This is a genomic window from Agrococcus sp. DT81.2 (assembly GCF_049844935.1).
Taxonomy (GTDB): domain Bacteria; phylum Actinomycetota; class Actinomycetes; order Actinomycetales; family Microbacteriaceae; genus Agrococcus.
In genome coordinates this window covers 598924-624265 of the sequence record NZ_JBNCLZ010000001.1, presented here as the reverse complement: position 1 = coordinate 624265, position 25342 = coordinate 598924, and the positions used below count along the sequence as shown (strand labels likewise).

Below are 25342 nucleotides of genomic sequence, written 5' to 3'. Positions count from 1 at the left end.
CAGCGCCCTGCGCCCTCCCGCTGGTTGAGCCGGTCCGGGCGCGCAGCGCCCTGACCGTGTCGAAACCATCCCGCTCCGCCGACCGGTTTCGACACGCTCTGCGCCTTCGGCGCGGAGCGGCTCAACCAACGGAGGGGCGGTCTGCGGCGCCGGCTCCGACTGCTCCCGCTGGTCCGGACGCGCAGCGCCCTGCGCCCTCCCGCTGGTTGAGCCGGTCCGGGCGCGCAGCGCCCTGACCGTGTCGAAACCATCCCGCTCCGCGACCGGTTTCGACGCGCTCTGCGCCTTCGGCGCGGAGCGGCTCAACCAACGGAGGGGACCGGCGCGGAGCGGCTCAATCAGCGGAGGGGCGCGGCGCCGATCGGGCGTCCTGGATCGCCGCTGCCAGCCGCTGCGGCCGGCGGGAGCTGATCACCCAGGCGCCCGTCGGATCCGTTTGGTCCTCGACGGCGACGCGGACGAGCGACTTCGTCCATGGCGAGATGACGTGATGGTCGGTCGGATCCCATCCCGCCCGCATCGCCGCAGTCGCATCCGCGCCCTCCAGCGCATCCGCCGCGCCGAGGTGCACCGCGTCGATCCGAGCCCTGCCGGCGCGCAGGACGCCGTCCTGCACCTCCACGACCGGTGCGCCCAGCCACAGGGCGGCGACGATGGCGGCGTAGAGCCCGATCGCGACCGCAGCGCCGACGCCGATGTTCACCGGCAGGAACACCAGCAGCGAAGCGGGCACGATCAGCAGCAGGAGCAGGAGCATCCACCACGGCGGCGTGAGCCGCTCGCGGTACGAGGGAGCGGGGTTCATGGCTCCATCATCCCGTGCCCGCCGGAGCGCTGCCGGGCACCGCGTTTCCCGACCGGCCGGGGCTCGGCTAGCCTCGACTGCGATGGAGCAGGTCGAAGTCCTCGTCACCGGATCGCCGGTGCCGTCCTACGCGCACCCGGGCGACGCCGGGGCCGACGTCCACGCCGCCGAAGCGGTGACGCTCGAGCCGGGCCAGCGAGCGCTGGTCGGCACGGGCGTCGCGATCGCGCTGCCGGACGGCTTCGCCGCGTTCGTGCACCCGCGCAGCGGCCTCGCCGCGAAGCACGGCATCACGATCGTCAACGCACCCGGCACCGTGGACGCGGGCTACCGGGGCGAGATCAAGGTCAACCTGCTCAACACCGGCAGCGAGCCGCACAGCATCGAGGTGGGCGACCGCATCGCGCAGCTCGTCGTGCAGCGCGTCGAGCGCGTGCGCTTCATCGAGGTCGAGCGGCTGCCCGGATCGGATCGGGGAGAGCGCGGGCACGGATCGACCGGCCACGGCGCCGTCCAAGAGGGGATCGCACGATGACCGACACCACCGAGGGCCAGGGCCAGCTCGACGACGACGAGGCGCTCGTCGAGAAGAGCGCGCCGGACGACAGGGCGGAGGTCGGCCCGCTCGACGAGGCCGAGGCGCCCGTGCGCCCGTACGTCGACCTCGGCGGCCTCCGGATCGTGCCGAGGCCCGGGATGCAGATGCGCCTCGAGGTCGAGGAGAAGACGAAGCGGATCGTCGCCGTCACGCTCGAGCACGAGGGATCGACCGTGCAGCTGCAGCCGTTCGCGGCGCCGCGCAGCGAGGGCATCTGGGCGCCCGTGCGCGAGGTGCTGCGCGCGCAGCTCGAGCGCCAGGGCGCGACGGTCGACGACGCGGAGGGACTGCTCGGTCCCGAGCTGCGGGCTCACCTGCCGTCGGGTCCGGACGGCTCGCCGCGCGCCGTGCGCATCATCGGCGTCGACGGGCCGCGCTGGATGCTGCAGGGCCTCATCGGCGGGAAGGCGGCGCTCGACGACGAGCAGGCTGCCAGGGCGATCGAGCTGTTCCGCTCGACGGTGGTGTGCCGCGGCGTGCAGCCGATGCCGCCGCGCGAGCTGATCCCGCTCACCGCCCCGAAGACCGTCTGATGACGGACGAGCGCGACCAGCCGACCGACCCGGCAGCGCAGGAGCCGTCCTTCTCCGACCAGGTCGGCGCCGCCATCCGCGGATCGACGCTCGGCCACCTCGACCCCTCCGCGAAGCCGTCGCCCCACGCGATGCTCGCGGCGATGGGCGGCGCGCGCGGCCTCGTCGAGTCGCTGCTGCCGGGCATCCTCTTCCTCGCGCTCTACGCGACCACGAAGGATGTGTGGCTGGCCGTGCTCGTGCCGCTCGTCGTCTCGGTCGGATTCGTCGCATGGCGCGTGCTGCAGAAGGGCCAGCCCGTGCTCGCGTTCGCCGGGCTCATCGGCGTCGGCATCTCGGCCGCGGTGGCGCTGCTGACCGGGCAGGGGGAGGACAACTTCCTCTGGGGCTTCACCGTCAACGCCGTGGTCATCACGGTGCTGCTCATCAGCATGCTGATGCGACGACCGCTCGTCGGCGTCATCGCCGGCGCGCTCACCGGCACCCCCTACGCGTGGCGCACCGAGCGTGCGAAGCGCGCCGTCGCCTGGCGGGCGACCGCGCTGTGGCTCGCCGTGATCGGCGCCCGCCTGGCGTTCCAGGTGCCCATGTACTTCGCCGCCGACGCCGGCACGCCCGGTGCGGTCGAGCTGCTCGCCGCCACGAAGCTCGCGATGGGCGTGCCGCTCTACCTGGCTGCGCTGTGGGTCTCCTGGCTCATGGTGCGCGCCGTGCTGGACACGCCAGCGGATGCGGCGGAGGCCGAGGCGCGCTAAGGTATCTTGACGTCAAGATATCTTCCTCTGGCCGACCGGAACGCCGGCTCGAGGCATACACTCGAGGCGCAGCCTGCGCATCCCGTGAGACCCCTAAGGAGTCACGATGGCGAATCCCAACAGCTTCGGCAGCAAGGACACCCTCTCGGTCGGCGGCACCGACTACACGGTGTACCGGATCGAGAAGGTGGAGGGCCACGAGCGCCTGCCCTTCAGCCTCAAGGTGCTGCTCGAGAACCTACTGCGCACCGAGGACGGCAAGAACGTCACGAGCGCCCAGATCCAGGCGCTGGGCTCGTGGGACGCGAACGCGCAGCCGAACGTCGAGATCCAGTTCACGCCCGCGCGCGTCGTGATGCAGGACTTCACCGGCGTGCCCTGCATCGTCGACCTCGCCACCATGCGCGAGGCCGTCGCCGAGCTCGGCGGCGACCCGACGAAGATCAACCCGCTCGCCCCGGCCGAGCTCGTCATCGACCACTCGGTCATCGCCGACCTCTTCGGCACCGCCGACGCGTTCGAGCGCAACGTCGAGATCGAGTACCAGCGCAACGGCGAGCGCTACCAGTTCCTCCGCTGGGGCCAGACGGCGTTCGACGACTTCAAGGTCGTCCCGCCGGGCACGGGCATCGTGCACCAGGTCAACATCGAGAACCTCGCGAAGGTTACCTACTCGCGCACGTTCGACGGCGAGCTGACCGCGTACCCCGACACCGTGGTCGGCACCGACTCGCACACGACGATGGTCAACGGCCTCGGCGTGCTGGGTTGGGGCGTCGGCGGCATCGAGGCGGAGGCGGCCATGCTCGGCCAGCCCGTCTCGATGCTCATCCCGCGCGTCGTCGGCTTCAAGCTCACGGGCGAGATCGCCACGGGCGTCACCGCGACCGACGTCGTGCTCACGATCACCGACATGCTCCGCAAGCACGGCGTGGTCGGCAAGTTCGTCGAGTTCTACGGCACCGGTGTCGGCGCCGTCCCGCTCGCGAACCGCGCCACGATCGGCAACATGAGCCCCGAGTTCGGCTCGACGGCCGCGATCTTCCCGATCGACGACGTCACGCTCGACTACCTGCGCTTCACCGGCCGCGAGGAGCAGCAGATCGCGCTCGTCGAGCAGTACGCGAAGGCCCAGGGCCTGTGGCACGATCCGTCGGTCGAGCCGGTCTTCTCCGAGTACATGGAGCTCGACCTCAGCACCGTCGTGCCCTCGATCGCCGGACCGAAGCGCCCGCAGGACCGCATCGAGCTGACCCGCGCCAAGGAGCAGTTCGCGCTCGACATCGCCAACTACGCGGCGCCGACGTCGAGCCACGACATCGTCGACCTCGAGTCGAAGCACTCGTTCCCCGCGTCCGACCCGGGTGCTGTGCCCGGCGAGGAGGAGGACGACACGCGCGAGGTGCACATCAACCGCGGAGGCCCGGCGGAGTTCTCGAAGCCGGTGTCCGTCTCGACGCCCGAGGGCGAGACCTACACGCTCGACAACGGCGCCGTCACGATCGCGGCGATCACCTCGTGCACGAACACCTCGAACCCCTCGGTCATGCTCGCCGCCGGCCTGCTCGCGCGGAAGGCGATCGAGAAGGGGCTGAAGGCGAAGCCGTGGGTCAAGACCACGCTCGCGCCGGGATCGAAGGTCGTCACCGACTACTACGACAAGTCAGGGCTGACGAAGGACCTCGACGAGCTCGGCTTCTACACGGTCGGCTACGGCTGCACGACGTGCATCGGCAACTCCGGTCCGCTCATCGACGAGGTCTCGGCCGCGATCAACGAGCACGACCTCGCGGTCACCGCGGTGCTCTCGGGCAACCGCAACTTCGAGGGTCGCATCAACCCCGACGTGAAGATGAACTACCTCGCGTCGCCGCCGCTCGTCATCGCGTACTCGCTCGCCGGCACGATGGACTTCGACTTCGAGACGCAGCCGCTCGGCAAGGACAAGGACGGCCAGGATGTCTTCCTCGCCGACATCTGGCCCTCGGCCGAGGAGGTGCAGTCGACGATCGACTCATCGATCGACACCGAGATGTTCACGCGGCAGTACGCGGCGGTCTTCGACGGCGACGAGCGGTGGCGCAGCCTGCCGACGCCCGACGGCGACGTCTTCGAGTGGAACGAGCAGTCGACCTACGTGCGGAAGCCCCCGTACTTCGACGGCATGACGATGGAGCTCACGCCGGTCGAGGACATCCAGGGCGCGCGCGTCCTCGCGAAGCTCGGCGACTCGGTCACGACCGACCACATCTCGCCGGCCGGCAGCATCAAGGCCGACAGCCCGGCGGGCAAGTACCTCACCGAGCACGGCGTCGACCGCAAGGACTTCAACTCCTACGGCTCGCGCCGCGGCAACCACGAGGTGATGATCCGCGGCACGTTCGCGAACATCCGCCTGAAGAACCTGCTGCTCGACGGCGTGGAGGGCGGCTACACCCGCGACTTCACGACGACCGAGGGCGAGCAGGCCTTCATCTACGACGCGTCGCAGCACTACCAGGAGCAGGGCATCCCGCTGGTCGTGCTCGGCGGCAAGGAGTACGGCTCCGGCTCGAGCCGCGACTGGGCGGCGAAGGGCACGAACCTGCTCGGCGTCAAGGCCGTCATCACCGAGTCGTTCGAGCGCATCCACCGCTCGAACCTCATCGGCATGGGCGTCGTGCCGCTGCAGTTCCCCGCCGGCGAGACCTGGGAGACCCTCGGCCTCGACGGCACCGAGGAGATCTCGATCACGGGGCTCACGCAGCTCAACGAGGGCGTGACGCCGAAGACGGTGCACGTCGTCGCGAGCCCCACGGCGCACAGCCCCGAGGGCAAGCAGCCGGTCGAGTTCGACGCGGTCGTCCGCATCGACACGCCTGGAGAGGCGGACTACTACCGCAACGGCGGCATCCTGCAGTACGTGCTGCGCTCGCTCGTCTGAGCGATCAGCGATGACAGAAGGCCCCCGGCGATGCTGGGGGCCTTCTGGGTTGCCGCGACTACGATGGGGGACCTATGGCGATCCTCGAGCAGATCACGGGTCCGCGCGACCTCGACGGACTCTCCCGCGAGCAGCTGGCTGAGCTGGCCGCGGAGATCCGCGCATTCCTCATCCGAGAGGTCTCGCGCACCGGCGGGCACCTGGGCCCGAACCTCGGCGTGGTCGAGCTGACGATGGCGATGCACCGGGTGTTCGACTCGCCGCGAGACGCCTTCGTCTTCGACACGGGGCACCAGTCGTACGTGCACAAGCTGCTCACCGGCCGGCAGGACTTCACCCGGCTCCGGCAGCGGGGCGGCCTCGCGGGCTACCCGCAGCGCTCCGAGAGCGAGCACGACATCGTCGAGTCGAGCCACGCCTCCTCGTCGCTGTCGTGGGCCGACGGCATCAGCCGCGCCTTCGACATCACCGGCCAGCACGACCGCACCGTCGTCGCCGTCGTCGGCGACGGCGCGCTCACCGGCGGCATGACGTGGGAGGCGCTCAACAACATCTCCGACGACAACCGGCGCAGGCTCGTCATCGTCGTGAACGACAACGGCCGCTCGTACGCGCCGACGATCGGCGGCATGGCCCGCTTCCTGAACGGCGTGCGCACGCAGCGCTCGTACACGAGCCTCCGCAGCACCTCCGAGCAGCTCTTCTCGCGCTTCGGCCACCCCGGCCGCGCGATCTACCGCGGCGTCCGCGGTGCGACGCACGGCTTCCTCACCCGCTTCGTCAACAACGAGGTGCTCTACTCCAACCTCGACATCAAGTACCTGGGCCCGATCGACGGGCACGACCAGGAGGCGCTCGAGGAGGCGATGCAGCAGGCGCGCGACTTCGGCGCGCCCGTCATCGTGCACGTCATCACGCAGAAGGGCCAGGGCTTCGACCCGGCGATCAACGACGAGGCCGACCAGTTCCACGCGGTCGGCCAGATCGACCCCGAGACCGGCGAGGCGATCGCGAGCGCCGGCAGGCCGTCCTGGACCTCCGTGTTCGCCGACGAGCTCGTCTCGATCGCCCGGAAGGACGAACGGATCGTCGGCATCACCGCCGCGATGCTGCGCCCGACGGGGCTCGACCGCCTCGCTGCGCTCGACGCATCCCGCGTGCTCGACGTCGGCATCGCCGAGCAGCACGCCGTCACCACCGCCGCCGGGCTCGCGTTCGGCGGCCTGCACCCCGTGGTGGCGATCTACGCGACCTTCATCAACCGCGCCTTCGACCAAGTGCTCATGGACGTGGCGCTCCACAAGGCCGGCGTGACGTTCGTGCTCGACCGTGCAGGGGTCACGGGCCCCGACGGGCCGAGCCACCACGGCATGTGGGACCTCGCGCTGCTGCAGTTCGTGCCGGGCATCCGCCTGGCCGCGCCGCGCGACGCCGCACGGCTCGAGGAGGCGCTGCGCGAGGCGGTGGCGGTCGACGACGCGCCCACGGTCATCCGCTACCCCAAGGGCTCCGTGCCGAACCAGCTCGACGCGGTCCGCCGCACCGACGACGGCGTCGACGTGCTGCTCGAGGCCCCGCACCGCGACGTGCTGCTCATCGCGATCGGCCCGTTCGCGCACCTCGCGATGGACGTCGCCCAGCGCGTCCAGGCCCAGGGCATCGGCGTGACCGTGGTCGATCCGCGGTGGGTCGTGCCGGTCGCCCGCTCGATCGTCGAGCTCTCGCGCGAGCACCGCATCGTCATCACGCTCGAGGACGGCGTCCGCGTCGGCGGCATCGGCACGCGCGTGCGGCAGGAGCTGCGCGCTGCCGGCGTCGACACGGCCGTCGACGAGCTGGGCCTGCCGGATGCGTTCATCGACCACGCCGAGCGCGGCGAGATCCTCGAGGACGCGGGGCTCTCGGCGCAGACGATCGCCCGCAACATCGTGCAGCAGGTGCTGGGGACGGGCCGCGTGCCGATCGCACGGCCGCTGCCGGGAGAGCAGGAGCTGCGGCTCGAGCCGAACCCGGACGACGCCGCCTCCCGCGCACGCGACTAGCGGTTCTCCACAGCCGCCGTCGGTCCTGCCGCGGCGCGCGCGGTTCGTGGGGTTCCATGCGCGCATGGACGACGGCTCCCGACCGCACCTCAGCGCCGAGCGGCTGCTCGAGCTCGGCGACTTCCCGCTCGACGACGACGCGTCGCTGCTCGAGCGTGCCAGGAGCCTGATCCGCTGCGGCCTCGTGCGGAGGCTCTGGCTGCTGCTGCTCGATGCCGACGGCGTCATGGTGCCGACGCTCACGCAGATCGACGAGACGCCCGTCGCGCCGGAGCCCGAGGCCTCGGTGGGGCTCCGGCGGCTCGTCCGCGGCATCGCCGACATGGGCGGCTCCGTCGCCGTCGTGCTCGAGCGGCCCGGCCCGCCGTGGCCCTCGCCCGACGACTGGGCGTGGCACGACGCCATCCGACGGGCGGCCGACGGCCGGGGGAGCGCGCTCCGCGCCGTGCTGCTCGCGCACAGCGGCGGGGTCGACCTGCTGCAGCCGGGGGACGACGCGACGTGACCCGCTCGCGGTCACCGCGACGGCGTGCGACGCTGGGCGCATGAGCGCTGGAGGCACGAGCGACGGCAGCCACGTCGTGGGCATGGACCTGCGCGTCACGCCTGCCCTCTCGATCCCCGCGACCGAGCTGCGCTGGCGGTTCTCGCGCTCCTCCGGCCCCGGTGGACAGCACGTGAACACGTCGGACAGCCGGGTGCAGCTTTCGTGGAGCGTCGCCGACTCCGCGAGCCTCTCCGACGACGAGCGGTCACGGCTGCTCGCGAGCCTCGGGCGTCGAGTCGTCGACGGCGCGGTGACCGTGTCGGCATCGGAGCAGCGATCGCAGTTGCGCAACCGCGAGATCGCATCGCGCAAGCTCAGCGAGCTCATCGCGGCGGGACTGGCACCCGAGGGGCCGCGCCGCCGCGCGACGAAGGCGACGCGCGGCGCGCATCGACGTCGGCTCGCCGCCAAGCAGCTTCGGTCGGCGACGAAGCAGCAGCGCCGCCGGCCGCGCGAGGAGTGACGGCGCTTCGAGGCGCGGCCCGTATCGTGGCGACATGAGCTGGCTGCGCGCCCCGGGCGCCGATGACGACAAGCGCTCCATGGGGGTGCTCGGCGTCGTCACGGGGTCGGAGCGCTACCCCGGGGCCGCGGTGCTTGGCGTCGAGGCCGCGTGGCGCGCGGGCGTCGGCACGGTCCGGCTCTGGGCACCCCGCCGCGTCCAGGACCTCGTGCTCGCCCGTCGGCCCGAGACGGTCTGCCACGAGCTGGAGGAGGAGCCGACCGGCGTCGACGCGTGGCTGCTCGGCTCGGGGCAGGACTCCCGCGAGCGGCCCACCGCGCTTCGCACGCTCCTCGACGCCGCGCTCGGCTCCGGCGCGCCGTGCGCCATCGACGCCGGCGCGCTCGACCTCGCCGGTCAGCACCGGGGCGCTGCGGTCGTGACGCCGCACGCGGGAGAGCTCGCACGGATGCTGCGCGCGCTCGGACGGGACGTCGACGCGGATGCGGTGCGGGCTGCGCCCGTCGACAGCGCCCGATCGGTCGCCGACGCCCTCGACGTGGTCGTGCTGCTCAAGGGCGCGACCACGCACGTCGTCGCTCCCGGTGCCGCCGCCGTGGCGGTGCGGGCTCCGACCCACCGGCTCGCCGTCGCCGGCAGCGGCGACGTGCTCGCCGGGCTGCTCGGTGCAGCGCTCGCCTCCACCGCAGCCGATGCGCCTCGGGGAGAGCGGCTCGCCTCGCTCGTCGCGGCAGGCGTGCGGCTGCAGGGCCGAGCCGCCGCGCTCGCCGCGGAGGGCGACGTGCCGATCGCGGCGCTCGACGTCGCGGAGCGCCTCGCCGACGCGCAGCGCTGACTCAGTCGTCGAACCCCAGCGAGCCGTCGCGGCGCGACGCGCGCACGAACCAGGCGAGCGAGCAGCCCGCCACGACGAGCCAGCCGCACGCGAGCAGGAGGGCCATCGCGAGCTGCCCGCCGTCGGCGGAGCCGGTCGCCGCGCCGCGCACGGACGCGAGCGCGGGCGTGAGCGGGAACACCTGCACCGCCCACTGCAGCGGCTCGGCCCAGAACGCGGTCGGCACCGTGACGCCGGCGGCCATCACGAGCACGCCGTTGAGCACGTTCGGCACGACGTTGCGCCACGCGCGCGCACGCAGCACCCAGGCGCCGACCGCGAGCCCGACCGCGTAGCCGCCGAGGGCGGTCGCGACGAGCCCCAGCAGGCCGAGCGCGACGTCCTCGGGCGTCCAGCGGACGCCGAGCGCGCTGCACAGCCCGAAGAGCGCGATCGACGACGACGCGACGGCGGAGAGCATCCACTGCACCGACCGGCCGAGGAGCACCGGCCACAGGGCGCCCGGCGCGGCGACGAGCAGCGGGAACGACCCCATGTCGCGCTCCCACGTCGTGGACTGCACCGACAGCATCGACTCCGCCCAGCACATGAAGACCGCCTGCCCGATCGCGAGCCGCAGCACCACGTCGGGATCCTGCACCAGCAGGCCGACCATCGCGAAGAAGAGCACTTGCGACAGCACTCGGCCGAGCCAGCCGACGCCCCACGAGAGCGGCGAGTAGACCGCTCGCAGGTCGCTCATGGCGACTCGCGTCGCCGCGCCGGCGATGCGCATCGGCGCTACGACAGCCTCACGCATGGCCGACCCGCCCGGTCCGCCGGGCCGTGCGCAGGGTGCGGGCGAGCGCGAGGAGCGCGACCGCCCAGCAGGTGAGCGAGAGCCCGGCGAGGGCGGCGAGGCGCCAACCCACCTGGTCGACGACCGGAGCGGTGAGCGCGTCGCGCAGCAGGTCGCCGCTCCAGGACAGGAAGAACAGCGAGGCGGGCACCTCCACCCACCCGGGCAGCAGGCTCACCGGCACGAGCACGCCGCCGAGCACGAAGAACGGATACGAGAGCGCGTTCTGCACCGCCCGCGCACTGCGCGCGAGGACGAAGACGCAGGACATGAGCGTGGCCGTGCCGCACATCGCGAACGCGGTCAGCAAGAGCGTCGCCACCAGCAGCGCCGGATGCGCGATCGGCACCGGGGCGCCGAGCATCAGCGAGCCGGGGACCCACGCGAGCGGCACGACCGCCAGTGAGCAGGCGGAGACCGTCGCGATCCGCCCCAGATGCTGCGCGGCGAACGACCCGGGCGCCGCGAGCAGCGCATCCATGCGTCCAGCGCGCCGCTCGGCCGAGACCACCTCGCCGCCCACGAAGAGCGCCTCCACCCACAGCCCCATGAGCACGGGCGCGAGCACGGCGAACGGGGCGAGGTCCGCCCGACCGGCCTGCAGCAGCACCGCCACGAGGGCGGCCGTCGTCAGGGGCGTCGTGAACCACGCGAGGAACGAATCAGGGGTGCGGCCCAGCTCCCGCAGCTGCAGTCGCGCGCCGCCCGCGAACGCGATCGTCGCGGCTCTCGCGCTCACAGGTCCATCCGGCGGCCGCCGATGAGCGAGAGGTACGCGTCCTCGACCGTCGGAGCCTCGACACCGACATGCACCATGCCGGCGGCCATCAGCGCGCCGAGGAGCCCGGCGACGTCGTCGCGGTCGACGGTGCGCACGGCGGTGCCGTCCCCGAGCAGCTCGAAGCCTCGCGCCTGCAGCAGCGGCCGGTGCTCCGGGAGCACGTCCGTCACGGTGGCGCGGACCGTCCTCACCTCGCGCGTGATGCTGCGGGGCGTGCCGGCAGCCACGACCCTGCCCCGATCGAGGAACGTGAGGGTGTCGCAGACCGCCTGCGCCTCGGCCATGTCGTGCGTCGTGAGCAGGACCGTCCTGCCCTCGTCGCGCATCGCGACGACCAGGTCGCGGAACGCGTGCGCCGACACCGGGTCCATGCCGATCGTCGGCTCGTCGAGCACCAACACCTGCGCGTCGCCCATCAGGCCCCTCGCGAGATGCAGGCGCTGCTGCATGCCTCGGCTGAACGACTCCACCCGATCGTCCGCGCGGTCGGCGAGCCCCACGGACTCGAGCATCGCGTCGGCGCGAGCGGCGGCGCTCCGCCGGTCGAGGCCCACCATGGCACCCCAGAAGCGGAGGTTGTCCCTCGCCGTGAGCCGCGTGTAGAGCCCTCGCTCGCCGCCGAACACGACCGAGAGCGAGCGGCGCACGCGCGAGGCGTGCGCCACGACGTCATGACCGAGCACGCGCGCCGTGCCCGACGTGGGGAGCAGCACCGTCGAGGCGATCCGGCACAGCGTGGTCTTGCCGGCGCCGTTCGGCCCGAGCAGCCCATGGATGCCGCCGACGGGCAGCGCGAGGTCGAGGCTCTCGAGCGCGGTCCGGTCGGGCGCCCGGCGCGCGCGGAACGAGCGCGTGAGCGCGCGCGTCTCCAGCGCCATCGTGTCGGGCATGTGCCAACTCTGGGGGGTACGGAATGAGACATGCTCAGTAGGATTACGGAGATGGATGTCCACGAGAGGATCGCGCGCGTGCGCGCCGCGCTGCGGGAGGGCGACGCGCTCGGGGCCGGGCGGCTCATGGAGGAGGCGCGGTCCTCTGCGAGGGACGACGCGGATCGGCTCGTCGTCGAGGTGCACAGCGCCGCGTTCCAGCTCGCGACCGACGTCAGCGGCTACGGGCCGGTCTCGACAGAGCAAGCGTGGGCGGCGCTGCGCGGCGACGTCGGCGTGGCGCTGCCGCCGCTGCTCCACCGCCGTCTCGCGCTCGAGCTGCGGATCAGCGACGGCATCGGGGCGCTCGACATCGCCGCGCTCGACGACGCCGTGCGCGACGCGCTCGAGCTGGTGCAGCACGATCCCGCAGCGCTGCCGACCGCCGTGCGCGCGGTGAGCAATCGGCTCACCGTGCGGATGGACGTGCTCGAGCGCTCGGGCATCGGCCCGGGAGAGCCGGGCCACGCCGACGCGCTGCTCGCGATCGGAGATGCGCGCACGCTCGCCGACACCCTCGGCGCTCGCGGCACGATCGACCGACGAGCGGTGTTCGCCGCGGTGGCGATGGGTGACTGGCCGCGCGCGTGGGAGTGGGCGCAGCACGCCCTGCAGCGTGATGCCCTCGCGCCCACCGAGCGCGCGGGTCTCGTCAGCGAGGCAGCCATGCTCGCGCTCGAGCGCGGCATGCACGCGGAGGCTCGCGCGCTCGGGTCGCTGGTGCATGCCTCGGTCGCGGGGCGCAGCTCGGTGTGGGCGCGGCTGTGGGCCGCCTCGGGCTTCGTGATCGCGGCGGCGGCAGGGGGCGGATCCGTCACCGCCGGACTGCGCGCCGTCGCGCGGTCGGTGGATCGTGACAAGCACCGGGCTGCGCCGCGCTACGCCATGCGCGCAGCACTCGTCGCCCTCGAGGCGGGCGCGCCGGCGACGGAGGTGCTCGCGTTCCTCGAGCAGTGCCTCGGCGCTCGAGCCGGCTGGCCCGAGCCCTGGGCCTCGCTGATCGAGGGGACGGCGTCGCCGTTGCCGCTGCAGCGGCTGCACGAGCTGGACGCGTGGTGCGACGGGCCCGGCATCGCGTGGCAGCGGGCGGCCGCCCTGCGCCTGCGCGCGCAGGCACTGCTGCGCGAGGGATCGGTGACCGCCGCCTCAGCCGACATCTCGCGCGGCCTGCGGCTGCTGTCGGCGTGGGAGGGGCACCGCCGTGATGAGCTCGAGCAGCTGCGGGCGCGGCTGCTGCCGGAGCGGTCGATCACTCCGGCGCAGGCCGGCGTCCTCCGGCTGGTCGTCGAGGGCTTGACCGACCGCGAGATCGCGGTCGAGCTCGGCCGCTCGCCGCGCACGGTGGAGTCGCATGTGCGGGCGCTGCTGCGCGCGTACGGCGCCCGCAACCGGGTCTCGCTCGCGGTCGCGGCAGCCCGGGAGCCGTTCCTCGAGGCGTGACGCCGCCTCGCTGACGCCATTCAGGCTCGGCGCAGGATCCCCGTAAGCACGAGCTCGCGCACGCGCGGGAGCACGTCGGCCGCGAGGATGCCATCGTCGACCTCGAGGAGTTCGGCGATGGCGCCCACGAGCACCCCGAGCGCCAGCTCGCCGTCGCACGCGCCCACGAGCGCCGCGAGCGCGGTGTCGACCGAGACGGTGCGTCCCAGCGCCCCGCCCTGTCGCAGCTCGATGACGTTCGGGCCCGCAGCGCCCGGCACCTGGTGACGAGCCTCCGTCACGTCGGACGGGACGACGAGGTGCTCGGCGGCGAGTGCCGCGTCGTCGAGCCCTGCGAGCCACTCGGCGTCGTCGAACGCGGTGGCGAGGTGGCCGCCGACGTGCTCGAGCGCGACGACGTGGGGGAGGCGCTCGAAGCGCGCGAGGCTCGCGGTCGCGAGCGGCCGGCGCAGCGCGAGCCAGCCCATGCCGATCGACGTCACGCCGCGGGCCTCGAAGTCGTCGAGCCACGCGTCGAGCAGCGCGTCGTGCGCGTCGTCGCGGGGCAGCGTGCCGCCGTCCCGCAACCAGAGCTCGGCGTAGCGCACCGGATCGAGCGAGTCCCGCTCGATCGCCCACACGTCGAGCTCGTCGCCGGCCCAGCCGCGCACGCGGTCGAGGCCTGGCTCGGCGCCGATGCTCTCCCAGTTGCCGAGCAGGCGAGCGGCGCCGCCGGGTGCGAGGTGCAATGCCATGCCGCCGACGACCGCGGCCATCAGCGCATCGCCGGTCGCGCCACCGTCGCGGTACTCGTACGCGGGCACGCCCTCGGCGCGCGGAGTGATGACGAAGGGCGGGTTCGAGGCGATGAGATCGAACCGCTCGCCGTCGACCGGGTCGAAGAGCGACCCGAGCCGGATCTCGACGCCGTCGACCCCGTTGAGCCGCGCGTTGAGGGCGGTGAACCAGAGCGCGCGCGCCGAGATGTCGGTCGCGACCACGTGGTCGGCGAAGCGGCGCAGGTGCAGCGCGATCACGCCGCAGCCGGTGCCCAGGTCGAGCGAGCGGCCGCATGCCACCGGCGGCAGCAAATGGGCGAGCGTCCTGGCCGCACCGCCGACGCCGAGCACGTGGTCGGGCCGGAGGGGCGCGACGCCCGCGAGCTCGTCGAGGTCGCTCGCGATCCACCACTCGCCCGTGCCGAGCGCGTCTCGGAAGGCGTGCGGGCGGATGGCCACGAGCGGCGCGACGAGCGGCGTCCCGTTCCCCGCGCGGCGCTCGGCGATGCCGAGCGCGACCGCGCCCTCGATGCCCAGCGTCGGGAGCGCATCCGCCAACTCGGCGTCCGTGACGGGGTCGCCGAGCACGAAGGCGCGCAGCAGCGTCGCGAGGGGACCGGGCTTGCGCAGCGCGGCGCGCCGGGCCGGCTCGGCGACCATGCGGGCGAGCGCCGCCTCCGCGTGCTCGCCGACCAGCGCACGGACGCCCCCGCCCGTGAACCCCGCTGCGGCGAGGTCTCGGGCGAGGGCGTCGACGTCGGCGGTGCGCATCCCGCCAGTCTGCCGGATCAGGCGGTGGGCCCGGCGATCCTCGGCTCGTGGAAGGTGCCGCCGAAGACGCGCTCGGAGGCGCCGACGCGGTCGAGGTACGGCGTGATGCCACCCAGGTGGAAGGGCCAGCCGCCGCCGAGGATCATGCAGAGGTCGATGTCCTCGGCGGCCTCGACGACCCCGTCGTCGAGCATGCGCTTGATCTCGTCGGCGAGGCCGTCCTCGATGCGCAGCCGCAGGTCGTCGACCGAGAGCGCCACCGCGCCGGCCGGCGTGTGCTTCGCCACGATCTTGCGCGCCCGCTTGTCGATGCCCTTGGGGTCGCCCTTCCCGTCCCGCTCGAGCAGCACGCCGGCCTCTGCGAGCTCGTGCAGCGCCGGCGACTCGAAGAACCGGTCGGGGAACGCGCCGTGGTGCGTGTCGAGCACGTGCGCGCCGACCTTGAGACCGACGAGGTCGAGCAGCACGAACGGGTCCATCGGGAAGCCGAACGCGCGCTGCGCCGCGACGACGTCCTCGAACGACGAGCCTTGCTCGACCGCGTGCATCGCCTCGCCCAGCAGCTTCGCGAGCACGCGGTTCACGACGAACCCGGGGGTGTCGCGCGTGATGACCGCGTTCTTCTTCAGGTCCTTCGCGACCCGCATCGCGGTCGAGAGCGTCGCGTCGTCGGTCGCCGGGGTGTTGACGACCTCGATGAGCGGCATGACCGCGACAGGGTTGAAGAAGTGGAAGCCGACCAGGCGCTCGGGGTGCGCGAGCTTTGCACCGATCTGCTCGACCGAGAGGCTCGACGTGTTCGTCGCCAGGACCGCCGTCTCCGACAGGTGCGGCTCGACCTCTGCGAAGACCTGCTGCTTGACGCCGAGCTCCTCGAAGACCGCCTCGATCACCCAGTCGCAGTCGGCGAAGTCGGCCTTGTCGACCGTGCCGGAGATCAGCGCGGTGAGGCGCTTGCCCTCGTCGTCCGAGATGCGGCCCTTGCCGACGAGCGTGCCGATCTCGTCGCGGATGCCCGCCACGGCCTTGTCGACGCGGCCCTGGTCGAGGTCGGTGATGACGACCGGCACCTGCAGGCGCCGCAGGAAGAGCAGCGCGAACTGGCTCGCCATCAGGCCCGCGCCGATGATCCCGACCTTGGTGACCGGCTTCGCGAGCGCCTTGTCGGGCGCTCCCGCCGGGCGCTTCGCCCGCTTCTGCACGAGGTTGAAGGCGTAGATCGATGCCGCGAACTGGTCACCGCCGCTGAGCTCCGCGATGACCTCGTCCTCGGCGGCGAAGCCGACAGCGCGGTCGTTCTTCCTTGCGAGCTCGAGCAGGTCGAGCGCCCGGTAGGGCGACTGCGGGATGGTGCCGAGCTTCTTCTCCACCGTGTCCCGAGCGATGCGCACGGCGATCGGCCACTTGACCGTGCGCTCGATGGCGCCGGGCGCATGCGGGCGGTCGACCTTCTTGCCGCCGAGCACCTCGTCGGCCCAGCGGATCGACGACTCGAGGAAGGTGGCCGGGCCGAACATGACGTCGGCGATGCCGAGCTCGAGCGCCTCCGCGGGCTTGAGCACGCGGTTCTGCTTGAGCGGGTTCTCGATGACGACCTTGAGCGCTCGCTCGATGCCGATGAGGTTCGGCAGGATCGTCGCACCGCCCCAGCCGGGCACGAGCCCCAGGAAGACCTCGGGGAGGCCCACGGCGGGCGCCGCGGCGTTGATCGTGCGGTAGTCGGCGTTCAGACCGATCTCGAGTCCGCCGCCGAGCGCGAGCCCGTTGATGAAGACGAACGTCGGCACCGGCGCGCCGTGCAGCAGCCCGAGCACGCGGTGCCCGAGCCGTGGCAGCTCGGCCGCGGTCGCCCGGTCCGGGATGTCGGCCACGTTGCTGAGATCGACGCCGGCGGCGAGGAAGTACGGCTTGCCCGTGACGGCGATCGCGTCGATCTCGCCCTTCGACGCGCGCTCGCGCTGCGCCTCGAGGGTGTCCCCGAGCTCGAAGAGCGTGGCGGGGCCGAGCGTCGACGGACGCGTGTGGTCGCGGCCGTTGTCGAGCGTGACGAGGGCCATCGTGCGGCCGGAGCGCAGCGCGATGTCGCGCACGTGGCTGTGCGTGATCACCTCGTCGAACTCGGCGGCGGCCAGCAGGGGGAACTCGTCGCGGATGGCCATCAGATGCCCTTCCCGTAGCGCTTGTGGTTGGGGTTCTCCCAGATGACGGTGCCGCCCTGGCCGAGGCCCACGCACATGGCGGTGATGCCGAAGCGCACGTCGGGGCGCTGCTCGAACTGGCGGGCGAGCTGCAGCATGAGGCGCACGCCGGAGGAGGCGAGCGGGTGGCCGATCGCGATCGCGCCGCCCCACGGGTTGATGCGAGGGTCGTCGTCGTCGATCCCGAAGTGGTCGGTGAAGGCGAGCACCTGCACGGCGAACGCCTCGTTGAGCTCGAACAGGCCGATGTCCGAGATGTCGAGGCCCGCCTTGCGCAGCGCCTTCTCGGTCGACGGCACGGGACCGATGCCCATGATGTCGGGGTCGACGCCCGCGAAGGCGAACGAGACCATCCGCATCCGCGTCGACAGACCCAGCTCCTTCGCGGCCGACGACGACGCGACGATCGACATGGTCGCCCCGTCGTTGAGGCCGGATGCGTTGCCGGCGGTCACGCGGCCGTGGTCGCGGAACGGCGTCTTCAGGCCCGCGAGCGCCTCCATCGTCGTGCCGGGCCGCGGCGCCTCGTCGGCGGTCGCGAGGCCCCAGCCGGAAGCGCCCTGCGTCGCGACGGGGATGAGGTCGTGCTGGATGTGCCCGGCCTCGAGCGCGGCGGCGTACTTGTGCTGCGACGCCATGGCGTAGCGGTCGGACCGCTCCTTCGTGAGGTGCGGGTAGCGGTCGTGGATGCGCTCGGCCGTCTTGCCCATGTTGAGCGCGTCCATCGAGACGAGCTTCTCGGCGACGAACCGGGGGTTCGGGTCGGCGTCGAGGCCCATGGGGTGGCGGCCCATGTGCTCGACGCCGCCGGCGATGGCCACGTCGTAGGCGCCGAAGGCGATGCCGCCGGCGACGGTCGTGACCGCCGTCATGGCGCCCGCGCACATGCGGTCGAGCGCATAGCCCGGCACGGTGACGGGGAGGCCGGCGAGCATGCCGACGGTGCGGCCGAGCGTGAGGCCCTGGTCGCCCGTCTGCGTCGTCGCGGCGACCGCGACGTCGTCGATGCGGTCGAGCGGCAGGCTCGGGTTCCGCTCGAGCAGCCCGGTGAGCGCCTTGACCGCGAGGTCGTCAGCTCGGGTCTGCCAGTACATGCCCTTCTCGCCCGCACGCCCGAATGGGGTGCGGACGCCGTCCACGAACACGACGTCGTCGTTGGCCACGATGCCTCCTGATTGGGGTGATTGGCATCAGTGTAGGAAGGCGGCCAGCGGGCCGCTGGGCGGTTGCCGCTTCCTACGAGGGGTCGTCCGAGGGGTCGGGACCGGCTTGGTCGGCCTCTACAAAAGCGGCAGCGATCCTCTGTGCGGTCGCCGCAACCTGCCAGGGGCGGGCGTCGCGCTCGCGCATGGCCGCGGCGACCGCTTCGACGGTGGGCTCCACCGGGTCCCACGCGAGGCGGCGCACCGTGTCGGGCGACAGCAGGTTCTCGGCCGGCATCGACAGCTCCTCGGCGACGGCCTGCACCGCCGCGCGCGCGTGGCGCAGCCGCGCATCGGCCTCGGGCTTGCGGGTCTTCCAGAAGCGCGGAGGCGGCGGCTCGTCGCTGCGCACGCGCAGCGCGGGCGGGTCGTCGGTGGCGCGCCCCGCCTCGATGGCGGACCACCAGCGGTCGAGCTCGCTGCGGCTCGCGCGGCCGGTGAAGTCCTTGCGGGCGGCGAGCCTGCCCTTCGCGTCGATGTCGGCCATCGCCGCCGCGAGCAGCGAGCGGTCGGGCACCAGCCGGCCCGGCGCGGTGTCGGTCTCGCGGGCGAGCTCGTCGCGGGCCAGCCAGAGCGCACGCGCGACGGCCAGCTGCCGGCGGTCGCGGATCGCCTGGATGCCGGAGAGGCGGCGCCACGGCTCGGCCGCCGGCGGCTTCGGCTGTCGCTCGAGCGCGTACGCGAACTCCTGCTTCGCGACCTCCTCCTTGCCCTGGCGCGCGAGCTCCTCCGCGAGCGCATCGCGGGCGTCGGGCAGCACCTCGACGTCGAGCGCCGCATACTCGAGCCACGACCGCGGGATGGGGCGGGCCGACCAGTCGCTCGCGCCGTGCTCCTTGCGCAGCGTCACGCCCACGAGGCGCTCCGTGACGGCCGCGAGGCCGACGCGCTCGAAGCCCGCGAGCCGCGCGCCGAGCTCGGTGTCGAACAGCGTGGCCGGTTCGAGCCCCACCTCGCGCAAGCACGGCAGGTCCTGGCTCGCCGCGTGGATGATCCACTCCTCGCCGCCGATCGCCTCCTGCAGCGGTGACAGGTCGTCGATCGCGGTCGGGTCGACGAGCACCGTGCCCGCGCCGCGCCGGTGCACCTGCACGAGGTACGCCTTCGCCGTGTAGCGGAAGCCGTTCGCGCGCTCCGCGTCGACCGCGACCGGACCCGAGCCCGCCGCGAGCCGGTCGGCGGCGGCGGCCAGCGCATCCGCGTCGGCGATCACGTCGAACGGGCCCTTGGCGACCGCCTCCGGCAGCTTCGGCGGGGTGGGCTCCGCGGCGTCAGCCACGCGTCCGCCTGTGCGCGTCGAGCCCGGCGGCGCCGGGCTGCACCGGCAGCCCCGCGATGGCGCAGAGCAGGTCGGTCCAGGCCGTGAGGTGCGCGCCGAAGTCGTGGCCCGTCGGCGTCCAGGAGGCGCGCAGCTCGATCTGTGCGCCGTCGCCCTGCGCCGCGAGCTCGCCGAAGCCGCTCGAGAGGATCTTCGTGGCCGTGCCCGACTCGGAGTGGTACTCGGCGCCGCGCTGCTCGAGCGCCTCGAGGAGGTACGTCCAGGTCACCTCCGCCAGGAACGGGTCGACCCCGATCTCGGGATCCTGCGATGCCTGCGTGAAGCTCACGATGCGGAAGTCGCCGCCCCACGCCTCCGGCTCCTCCGGGTCGTGCATGAGGATGAAGCGGCCGGTGCCGAGGTCGGAGTCGCGGCCGTGGCTCGGTGCGCCGACGTCCGCCGCGATCGCGAACGAGTGCGGCGCGATGCGGCCGGGTGCCGGGATCTCGCGCACCGACAGCTCGCTGCGCAGCTCCGCGCGGCGCAGCTGGTCGACGGCAGCGCGGAACGCCTCCGGCTCGGGGGCGGGGGCTCCACTGCTCGTGTCCACCGGGCAAGACTACGATTCCCCCGTGACCACCCGAGCGAGGCGCGCCGCCGCCGACCAGCCGTCCGGGCGGCAGGGGCGCGCGGGAATGCTCGCCCTCGCGGCGGCCGGCGCGGTCGTGGCCGGAGCCGGGCTCGCGGTCACCGGGGCCTCCGCGATGATCGCGTCGATGCTCGTGACGCCGCCGCGGCAGCAGGTCGACGACATCGTCGTGCTCGGCGTCGACGCGCGCGGCGTGCGCCTCGGCCGCACGCCCGACACCGGCTTGCCCGGGGTCTACGCGCTGTGGGTGGGGGAGCGGCTCGCCGTGCTGGGCCCCGTCGTGGCGGAGGACGCGCACAGCGTCACCCGCGCGATCGACGAGCCCGCGCACGAGCTGCTCGCCGGTGTGCGGAGCGCGCGCTGGTCGGGGTATGCCGTGCACCGGCCGCAGGACGTGACGGATGCCGTCGAGCGCGTCGACGTGCCGACGGAGGTCGGGCCGGCGCCGGCGTGGATCATGGGCGACCAGGATTCCGAGACGTGGTGCATCCAGATCCACGGCCGCGGCGTGACCCGCCGCGAGACGATCCGGGCGGTGCCCGCCTTCCTCGAGCGCGGCATCCCGTGCATGGCCGTGTCGTACCGCAACGACACGGAGGCGCCGCCGAGCCGCGACGGCAAGTTCCGGCTCGGGCTCGACGAGTGGCGCGACGTCGACGACGCGATCGGCTTCGCCGTCGCCCGCGGCGCCCGCCGGATCGTGCTGATGGGCTGGTCGATGGGCGGGCAGATCGCGCTGCAGGTCGCGCGCCGCTCACGGCACCGCCGCCGCATCGTCGGCGTCGTGCTCGACTCGCCGGTCGTCGGCTGGCGGCCGACGCTGCGCCTGCAGGTGGCGCTCGTGCGCATGCCCGCATGGCTCGTCGACACCGCGGTCGGGCTGCTCGAGTCGCCCGCGGCGGTGCTGTCGGGCAGTCGCAGCCTCGACTTCGACGAGCTCGACAACGTGCTGCACGCGGATGCGCTCACGCAGCCGATCCTGCTGCTGCACTCCGCCGACGACGGCTTCGTGCCGCCCGACGCGTCGCGGGAGCTCGCCGAGGCGCGCCCCGACATCGTCGACTACCGGGAGTGGCGCCAGGCGCGGCACACGAAGCTCTGGAACCTGGACCGCGGGCGCTACCTGCGCGAGATCGGCAACTGGCTCGACGCGCGGGGCATCGCCGCGTTCGAGTGAGCCCTACGCGCTCGACTCCCTGACGTGCCGCTGGATGCGGCCGAGCATCCCCGCCATGCCGCGCAGGCGCAGCGGCGACACGACCCGGTCGAGGCCGAGCATCCGCGGCATGTCCGCCGGCACGGCGAGCACCTCGTCGGCGCTCGCGCCCTCGAGGCCCTGCGCGAGGATCGACGCGAACCCGCGCGTGGTCGGCGACTCGGCGGGCGCGGTCGCGTGCACGTGCACGGCGTCGTCGACCTCGACGAACAGGAAGACGGGGGACTGGCACTCCGCCACCCGCTCGCCCAGATCTGGGTGGTCGGCGTAGCGCTCCGGCAGCTCCGGCAGCTCGTCGGCGAACTCGAGCAGCAGCTGCAGGCGGTCCTGCTCCTGCATGGCCTGGAAGTCGTCGACGGTGCGCTGGAGCGCTGCGGTGAGGCTCATCGGGCCGCCTCGGGCCGTGCGGGCACGGCGCCGGGCTCGGCGCCCACCGCGATCGGCACGCCCACGAGCGAGCCCCACTCGGTCCACGAGCCGTCGTAGTTGCGCACGCCCGGCAGCCCCAGCAGGTGGGTGAGCACGAACCAGGTGTGGCTCGAGCGCTCGCCGATGCGGCAGTACGCGATCACGTCGTCGGCGTCGCGCAGGCCGGCGCCGTCGAGGTAGATGGCCTCGAGCTCCGCGCGCGACCGGAAGGTGCCGTCGTCGTTGACCGCCTTGCCCCACGGCACGCTCGCGGCGGTGGGGATGTGGCCGGCGCGCAGCGCGCCCTCGTCCGGGTACGCGGGGGCCGTCGTGCGCTCGCCCGAGTACTCCTCGGGGCTGCGGACGTCGACGAGCGGCTTGCCGAGGTGCGCGAGCACGTCGTCGCGGAAGGCGCGCAGCGTGCGGTCGTCGCGCGGCACGACTGGCACCTCGAGCGCCGGCCGGTCGGCGGGCTCGCGCGTGAGCTCGCGGCCCTCGGCGATCCAGGCGTCGCGGCCGCCGTCCATGATGCGGGTGCGGTCGTGGCCGTAGAGGGCGAAGACCCACAGGGCGTAGGTCGCCCACCAGTTCGCCTTGTCGCCGTAGAACACCACGGTCGTGTCGCGGCCGATCCCCTTGCGGCCGAGCAGCGCGGCGAACGCCTCGGGGGAGAGGTAGTCGCGCTGGACCGGGTCGTTGAGCTCCGTGTGCCAGTCGATCTTCACGGCTCCCGGGATGTGCCCGACCTCGTAGAGCAGCACGTCCTCGTCGGACTCGACGATCACGACGTCCGGGTCGTCGAGGTGCGCGGCGACCCACTCGGTGGAGACCAGGCGGTCGGGGGCTGCGTACTCGGCGAAGCGAGGCTCGGACTCGGTCACTGCGTCTCCTTCTGGGGCGGGCCGCCCGCCCGGTTCTTCGGCATGCGTCGTGGGCGTGCTTCATCGGCCTGAGTAGGCTCGGAGGGGGGAACGCCATCCTCCCACCGAATCTTCCCGCCAGGCGCTCGCTCGCGCCGCAGAAGGAGCGCCCATGCCAGCACCGATCTCGCTCGTCGAGCTCCGGCCCCAGGTCGGTGCAGAGGAGATCGTCGCGAGCCTCGTGCCCCCGCCGCAGTTCGACGGCGCGACGTTCGAGAGCTACCGGCCCGACCCCGCGCATCCGTCGCAGGGCGACGCGCTGCAGCGCATGCAGGAGCTCGTGGAGGCCTGGACGAAGCCGAAGCGCGGCCTCTTCCGCAAGCCGCAGGAGGTCAAGCCCGGCATCTACCTCGACGGCGGCTTCGGCGTCGGCAAGACGCACCTGCTCGCCTCGCTCTGGAAGGCCATGCCCGGCCCGAAGGTGTTCGGCACGTTCATCGAGTACACGGCGCTCGTCGGCGCCCTGGGCTACGCCGAGACCGTGCGGCAGCTGCAGGGCTCGCGGATCGTGTGCATCGACGAGTTCGAGCTCGACGACCCCGGCGACACGATGGTGATGACCCGCCTGCTGGGCGAGCTCGTCGCGACCGGCACGAAGCTCGCGGCGACGAGCAACACCCCGCCGAACGCGCTCGGCGACGGCCGCTTCGCCGCCTCCGACTTCCTGCGCGAGATCACCGCGATCGCCGACCGGTTCCAGATCATGCGCATCGACGGCGAGGACTACCGGCACCGCGACATCACCGGCCATGCCCCGGTCGTCGAGGACGACGCGATCGAGCGCGAGCTGGGCGCGATCGACGGCACGACGGCGATCGATGACTTCGACGCGCTCATCGCCCACCTCGCGCACGTGCACCCCTCGCGCTACATCGGCCTCGTGGAGGGGCTGCGGGGACTCGGCCTGCGGGGGGTGCGCGTGCTGCACGACCAGAACGACGCGCTGCGCTTCGTCGCGCTCGTCGACCGGCTCTACGACGCCCAGGTCGCGCTGCGGGCGAGCGGCACGAGCCTCGACCAGGTCTTCAGCGAGGAGATGCTGGGCGGCGGCTACCGCAAGAAGTACCTGCGCGCGATCTCGCGGCTCATCGCGCTCGCGAACGAATAGATCGCGCCGGCCGACGGAGAGCCGCGCTCAGACGCCGTCGGTGCGGTGCAGCTGCTCCTCCGCGTCGCGCTGCGCGGCCGTGGCCGGGTCGACCGGCGGGTAGCGGCGGTTGAGCACCACGAGGTAGACCGCGCCGAGCACGGCCGAGATGAGCGAGCCGGCCAGCACGCCGAGCGTGCCCTCGACGATGAGCTCCTCGGTGGTGCGGTGCGCGAGCTCGTTCATGAGCAGCGAGACCGTGAAGCCGATGCCGCCGAGCAGGCTGACGCCGATGAGCTCCGAGAACCGCACCCGTTCGAGCTTCGGCACCCGCAGCGCCGCTTGGCCGATGAGTCCCGCGACCGTGATGCCGACGAGCTTGCCGACCGGCAGCGCGATCACGATCGCCCAGAACACCGGGCTGAGCTGCGAGAGCGGCACCTGCGGGATGATCACCGACGCCGAGGTGAAGGCGAACAGCGGCAGCACGATGCCGTTCGAGAACGGCTCGAGCTTCTCGCGCGCCGACTCGGCGGGCGCGGGGGAGAGCACGAGCCCGAGCGCGACGCCCGCGATCGTCGCGTGGATGCCGCTCATCGCGACGAGCCACCACGTGACGAGCGCGACGACGAGCAGCAGGATGCGCAGCGTCCAGTCACCGCGCCTGGCGCGGTAGGCGCGACCGAGCAGCCAGAACGCGACCACGCCGAGCGCGGCGAGGCCCAGGTGCAGCAGCGAGACGCTCTCGGTGAAGAACACCGCGATGAAGAGGATGCCGATCAGGTCGTCGATGACGGCCAGCGCGAGCAGCAGCGCGCGCACGTTCGAGGGCAGCCGCTTGCCGACCAGCGCCAGTACGCCGAGCGCGAAGGCGATGTCGGTCGCGGTGGGGATCGGCCAGCCCTGCGCGCCGTCGGCGCCCGCGAGGTTGAAGTAGAGGATGGCCGGCACCGCGACGCCGCCGAGCGCTGCGATCGTCGGCACGGCCGCCTTCGAGACGCTCGAGAGGTCGCCCTGCGTGAACTCGTAGCGCAGCTCGATCGCGACGACGAAGAAGAAGATGACCAGCAGGCCGTCGGTGACCCAGTGCGCGGCCGAGAGGTCGAGGCCGAAGACCGTGAACGGCAGGTGCGCGTGCTTGGCGGCGTCGAGCCCCGGCCCGAGCCCCGTGTTCGCGACCACCAGTCCCAGGATCGCCGCCCCCAGCAGGAGCATGGCCGACACCTGGGGATTCCGGATCCACGTCATGCGCCCATCCTTCCACCCGGGCAGCGCCCGCAGGCCCTACCGCCTCGGCAGCCGCGGAAACGCGCCCGAAACACGCCGACGCATCCGTAACCATCGCGAAACGAGACCGCGACGGCGTACGAAACGGGGCGGGAGGAA

23 protein-coding genes are annotated in these 25342 nt (G+C 72.9%); 11 read left to right on the top strand and 12 right to left on the bottom strand.

Features of this window, described 5'->3' with window-relative positions:
* Nucleotides 1-334: 334 nt before the first annotated feature.
* Nucleotides 335-805: a DUF3093 domain-containing protein gene (locus ACLQ21_RS03005; RefSeq protein ID WP_425661292.1), complete on the bottom strand. Its 471-nt coding sequence runs from the start codon at nt 803-805 to the stop codon at nt 335-337.
* Nucleotides 806-887: 82 nt separating this feature from the next.
* Here ACLQ21_RS03005 and dut point away from each other — a divergent pair, with 82 nt between their 5' ends.
* The 8 genes from dut (at nt 888) to ACLQ21_RS02965 (ending at nt 9501) form a co-directional block, all read left to right on the top strand.
* Entirely contained in the window at nt 888-1340 is a 453-nt protein-coding gene (dut, locus tag ACLQ21_RS03000; protein ID WP_425661290.1) for a dUTP diphosphatase, read from the top strand.
* Entirely contained in the window at nt 1337-1936 is a 600-nt protein-coding gene (locus tag ACLQ21_RS02995) for a DUF3710 domain-containing protein (protein ID WP_425661288.1), read from the top strand. Before dut ends, ACLQ21_RS02995 begins: the two co-directional genes overlap by 4 nt.
* A complete protein-coding gene (locus ACLQ21_RS02990; protein ID WP_425661286.1) occupies nt 1936-2691 on the top strand; it encodes a DUF3159 domain-containing protein in 756 nt (251 codons plus the stop codon). The genes ACLQ21_RS02995 and ACLQ21_RS02990 overlap by 1 nt, the downstream gene beginning before the upstream one ends.
* Nucleotides 2692-2797: 106 nt before the next feature.
* Nucleotides 2798-5614 carry an aconitate hydratase AcnA gene (gene acnA / locus ACLQ21_RS02985; RefSeq protein WP_425661284.1) on the top strand — a complete coding sequence of 939 codons (2817 nt, stop codon included), beginning with the start codon at nt 2798-2800 and terminating at the stop codon, nt 5612-5614.
* A 74-nt stretch (nt 5615-5688) separates the two neighbouring features.
* On the top strand, nt 5689-7656 hold the full coding sequence (gene dxs / locus ACLQ21_RS02980; protein WP_425661282.1) for a 1-deoxy-D-xylulose-5-phosphate synthase: 1968 nt from the start codon (nt 5689-5691) through the stop codon (nt 7654-7656).
* Nucleotides 7657-7720: 64 nt separating this feature from the next.
* Nucleotides 7721-8161, top strand: coding sequence for a hypothetical protein (locus tag ACLQ21_RS02975; protein WP_425661280.1), 441 nt, complete (start codon nt 7721-7723; stop codon nt 8159-8161).
* Between the two features lie 82 nt (nt 8162-8243).
* Nucleotides 8244-8666 (top strand): alternative ribosome rescue aminoacyl-tRNA hydrolase ArfB, encoded by a 423-nt coding sequence (gene arfB / locus ACLQ21_RS02970; RefSeq protein WP_425661425.1) that lies wholly within the window; start codon nt 8244-8246, stop codon nt 8664-8666.
* Between the two features lie 34 nt (nt 8667-8700).
* Nucleotides 8701-9501: an ADP-dependent NAD(P)H-hydrate dehydratase gene (locus ACLQ21_RS02965; protein ID WP_425661278.1), complete on the top strand. Its 801-nt coding sequence runs from the start codon at nt 8701-8703 to the stop codon at nt 9499-9501.
* A gap of 1 nt (nt 9502) precedes the next feature.
* Here the strand turns inward: ACLQ21_RS02965 and ACLQ21_RS02960 are convergent, their stop codons facing one another.
* From ACLQ21_RS02960 to ACLQ21_RS02950, 3 genes are read right to left on the bottom strand one after another with little or no spacing between them, the layout of a single operon-like run.
* A complete protein-coding gene (locus tag ACLQ21_RS02960) occupies nt 9503-10243 on the bottom strand; it encodes an ABC transporter permease (RefSeq protein WP_425661276.1) in 741 nt (246 codons plus the stop codon).
* A gap of 49 nt (nt 10244-10292) precedes the next feature.
* Nucleotides 10293-11078, bottom strand: coding sequence for an ABC transporter permease (locus ACLQ21_RS02955; protein ID WP_425661275.1), 786 nt, complete (start codon nt 11076-11078; stop codon nt 10293-10295).
* The gene (locus ACLQ21_RS02950) at nt 11075-12010 is read right to left on the bottom strand and encodes an ABC transporter ATP-binding protein (protein WP_425661273.1); all 936 of its coding nucleotides are present in this window, start codon (nt 12008-12010) and stop codon (nt 11075-11077) included. The genes ACLQ21_RS02955 and ACLQ21_RS02950 overlap by 4 nt, the downstream gene beginning before the upstream one ends.
* A gap of 51 nt (nt 12011-12061) precedes the next feature.
* Between ACLQ21_RS02950 and ACLQ21_RS02945 the strand changes: the two genes are divergently transcribed.
* Nucleotides 12062-13489: a helix-turn-helix transcriptional regulator gene (locus ACLQ21_RS02945; RefSeq protein ID WP_425661271.1), complete on the top strand. Its 1428-nt coding sequence runs from the start codon at nt 12062-12064 to the stop codon at nt 13487-13489.
* Between the two features lie 20 nt (nt 13490-13509).
* Here the strand turns inward: ACLQ21_RS02945 and ACLQ21_RS02940 are convergent, their stop codons facing one another.
* The 5 genes from ACLQ21_RS02940 to ACLQ21_RS02920 all read right to left on the bottom strand — a co-directional run bounded on the left by ACLQ21_RS02940 (nt 13510) and on the right by ACLQ21_RS02920 (nt 20286).
* Nucleotides 13510-15018: a DUF7059 domain-containing protein gene (locus ACLQ21_RS02940; protein WP_425661269.1), complete on the bottom strand. Its 1509-nt coding sequence runs from the start codon at nt 15016-15018 to the stop codon at nt 13510-13512.
* A 17-nt stretch (nt 15019-15035) separates the two neighbouring features.
* Complete coding sequence (locus tag ACLQ21_RS02935; protein ID WP_425661267.1) at nt 15036-17177, bottom strand: 3-hydroxyacyl-CoA dehydrogenase NAD-binding domain-containing protein; 2142 nt, start codon at nt 17175-17177, stop codon at nt 15036-15038.
* Nucleotides 17177-18382 (bottom strand): thiolase family protein, encoded by a 1206-nt coding sequence (locus ACLQ21_RS02930; protein WP_425661423.1) that lies wholly within the window; start codon nt 18380-18382, stop codon nt 17177-17179. The genes ACLQ21_RS02935 and ACLQ21_RS02930 overlap by 1 nt, the downstream gene beginning before the upstream one ends.
* A gap of 70 nt (nt 18383-18452) precedes the next feature.
* Nucleotides 18453-19697, bottom strand: coding sequence for an HRDC domain-containing protein (locus ACLQ21_RS02925; protein WP_425661265.1), 1245 nt, complete (start codon nt 19695-19697; stop codon nt 18453-18455).
* A complete protein-coding gene (locus tag ACLQ21_RS02920; protein ID WP_425661263.1) occupies nt 19690-20286 on the bottom strand; it encodes a DUF3000 domain-containing protein in 597 nt (198 codons plus the stop codon). The genes ACLQ21_RS02925 and ACLQ21_RS02920 overlap by 8 nt, the downstream gene beginning before the upstream one ends.
* Before the next feature lie 22 nt (nt 20287-20308).
* Between ACLQ21_RS02920 and ACLQ21_RS02915 the strand changes: the two genes are divergently transcribed.
* Complete coding sequence (locus ACLQ21_RS02915) at nt 20309-21502, top strand: alpha/beta hydrolase family protein (protein ID WP_425661261.1); 1194 nt, start codon at nt 20309-20311, stop codon at nt 21500-21502.
* 3 nt (nt 21503-21505) lie between these two features.
* Here ACLQ21_RS02915 and ACLQ21_RS02910 read toward each other — a convergent pair whose 3' ends face one another.
* Together ACLQ21_RS02910 and ACLQ21_RS02905 are read right to left on the bottom strand one after the other, a co-directional pair.
* Complete coding sequence (locus tag ACLQ21_RS02910) at nt 21506-21928, bottom strand: SufE family protein (RefSeq protein ID WP_425661260.1); 423 nt, start codon at nt 21926-21928, stop codon at nt 21506-21508.
* On the bottom strand, nt 21925-22830 hold the full coding sequence (locus ACLQ21_RS02905) for a sulfurtransferase (RefSeq protein ID WP_425661258.1): 906 nt from the start codon (nt 22828-22830) through the stop codon (nt 21925-21927). The genes ACLQ21_RS02910 and ACLQ21_RS02905 overlap by 4 nt, the downstream gene beginning before the upstream one ends.
* Before the next feature lie 151 nt (nt 22831-22981).
* On the opposite strand from ACLQ21_RS02905, the gene zapE reads away from it, so the two are divergent.
* Nucleotides 22982-23977, top strand: a complete 996-nt coding sequence (gene zapE, locus ACLQ21_RS02900; protein WP_425661256.1) for a cell division protein ZapE — start codon at nt 22982-22984, stop codon at nt 23975-23977.
* A 27-nt stretch (nt 23978-24004) separates the two neighbouring features.
* On the opposite strand, the gene ACLQ21_RS02895 is transcribed toward zapE, so the two are convergent.
* A complete protein-coding gene (locus ACLQ21_RS02895; protein ID WP_425661254.1) occupies nt 24005-25204 on the bottom strand; it encodes a Na+/H+ antiporter NhaA in 1200 nt (399 codons plus the stop codon).
* Nucleotides 25205-25342 lie beyond the last annotated feature (138 nt).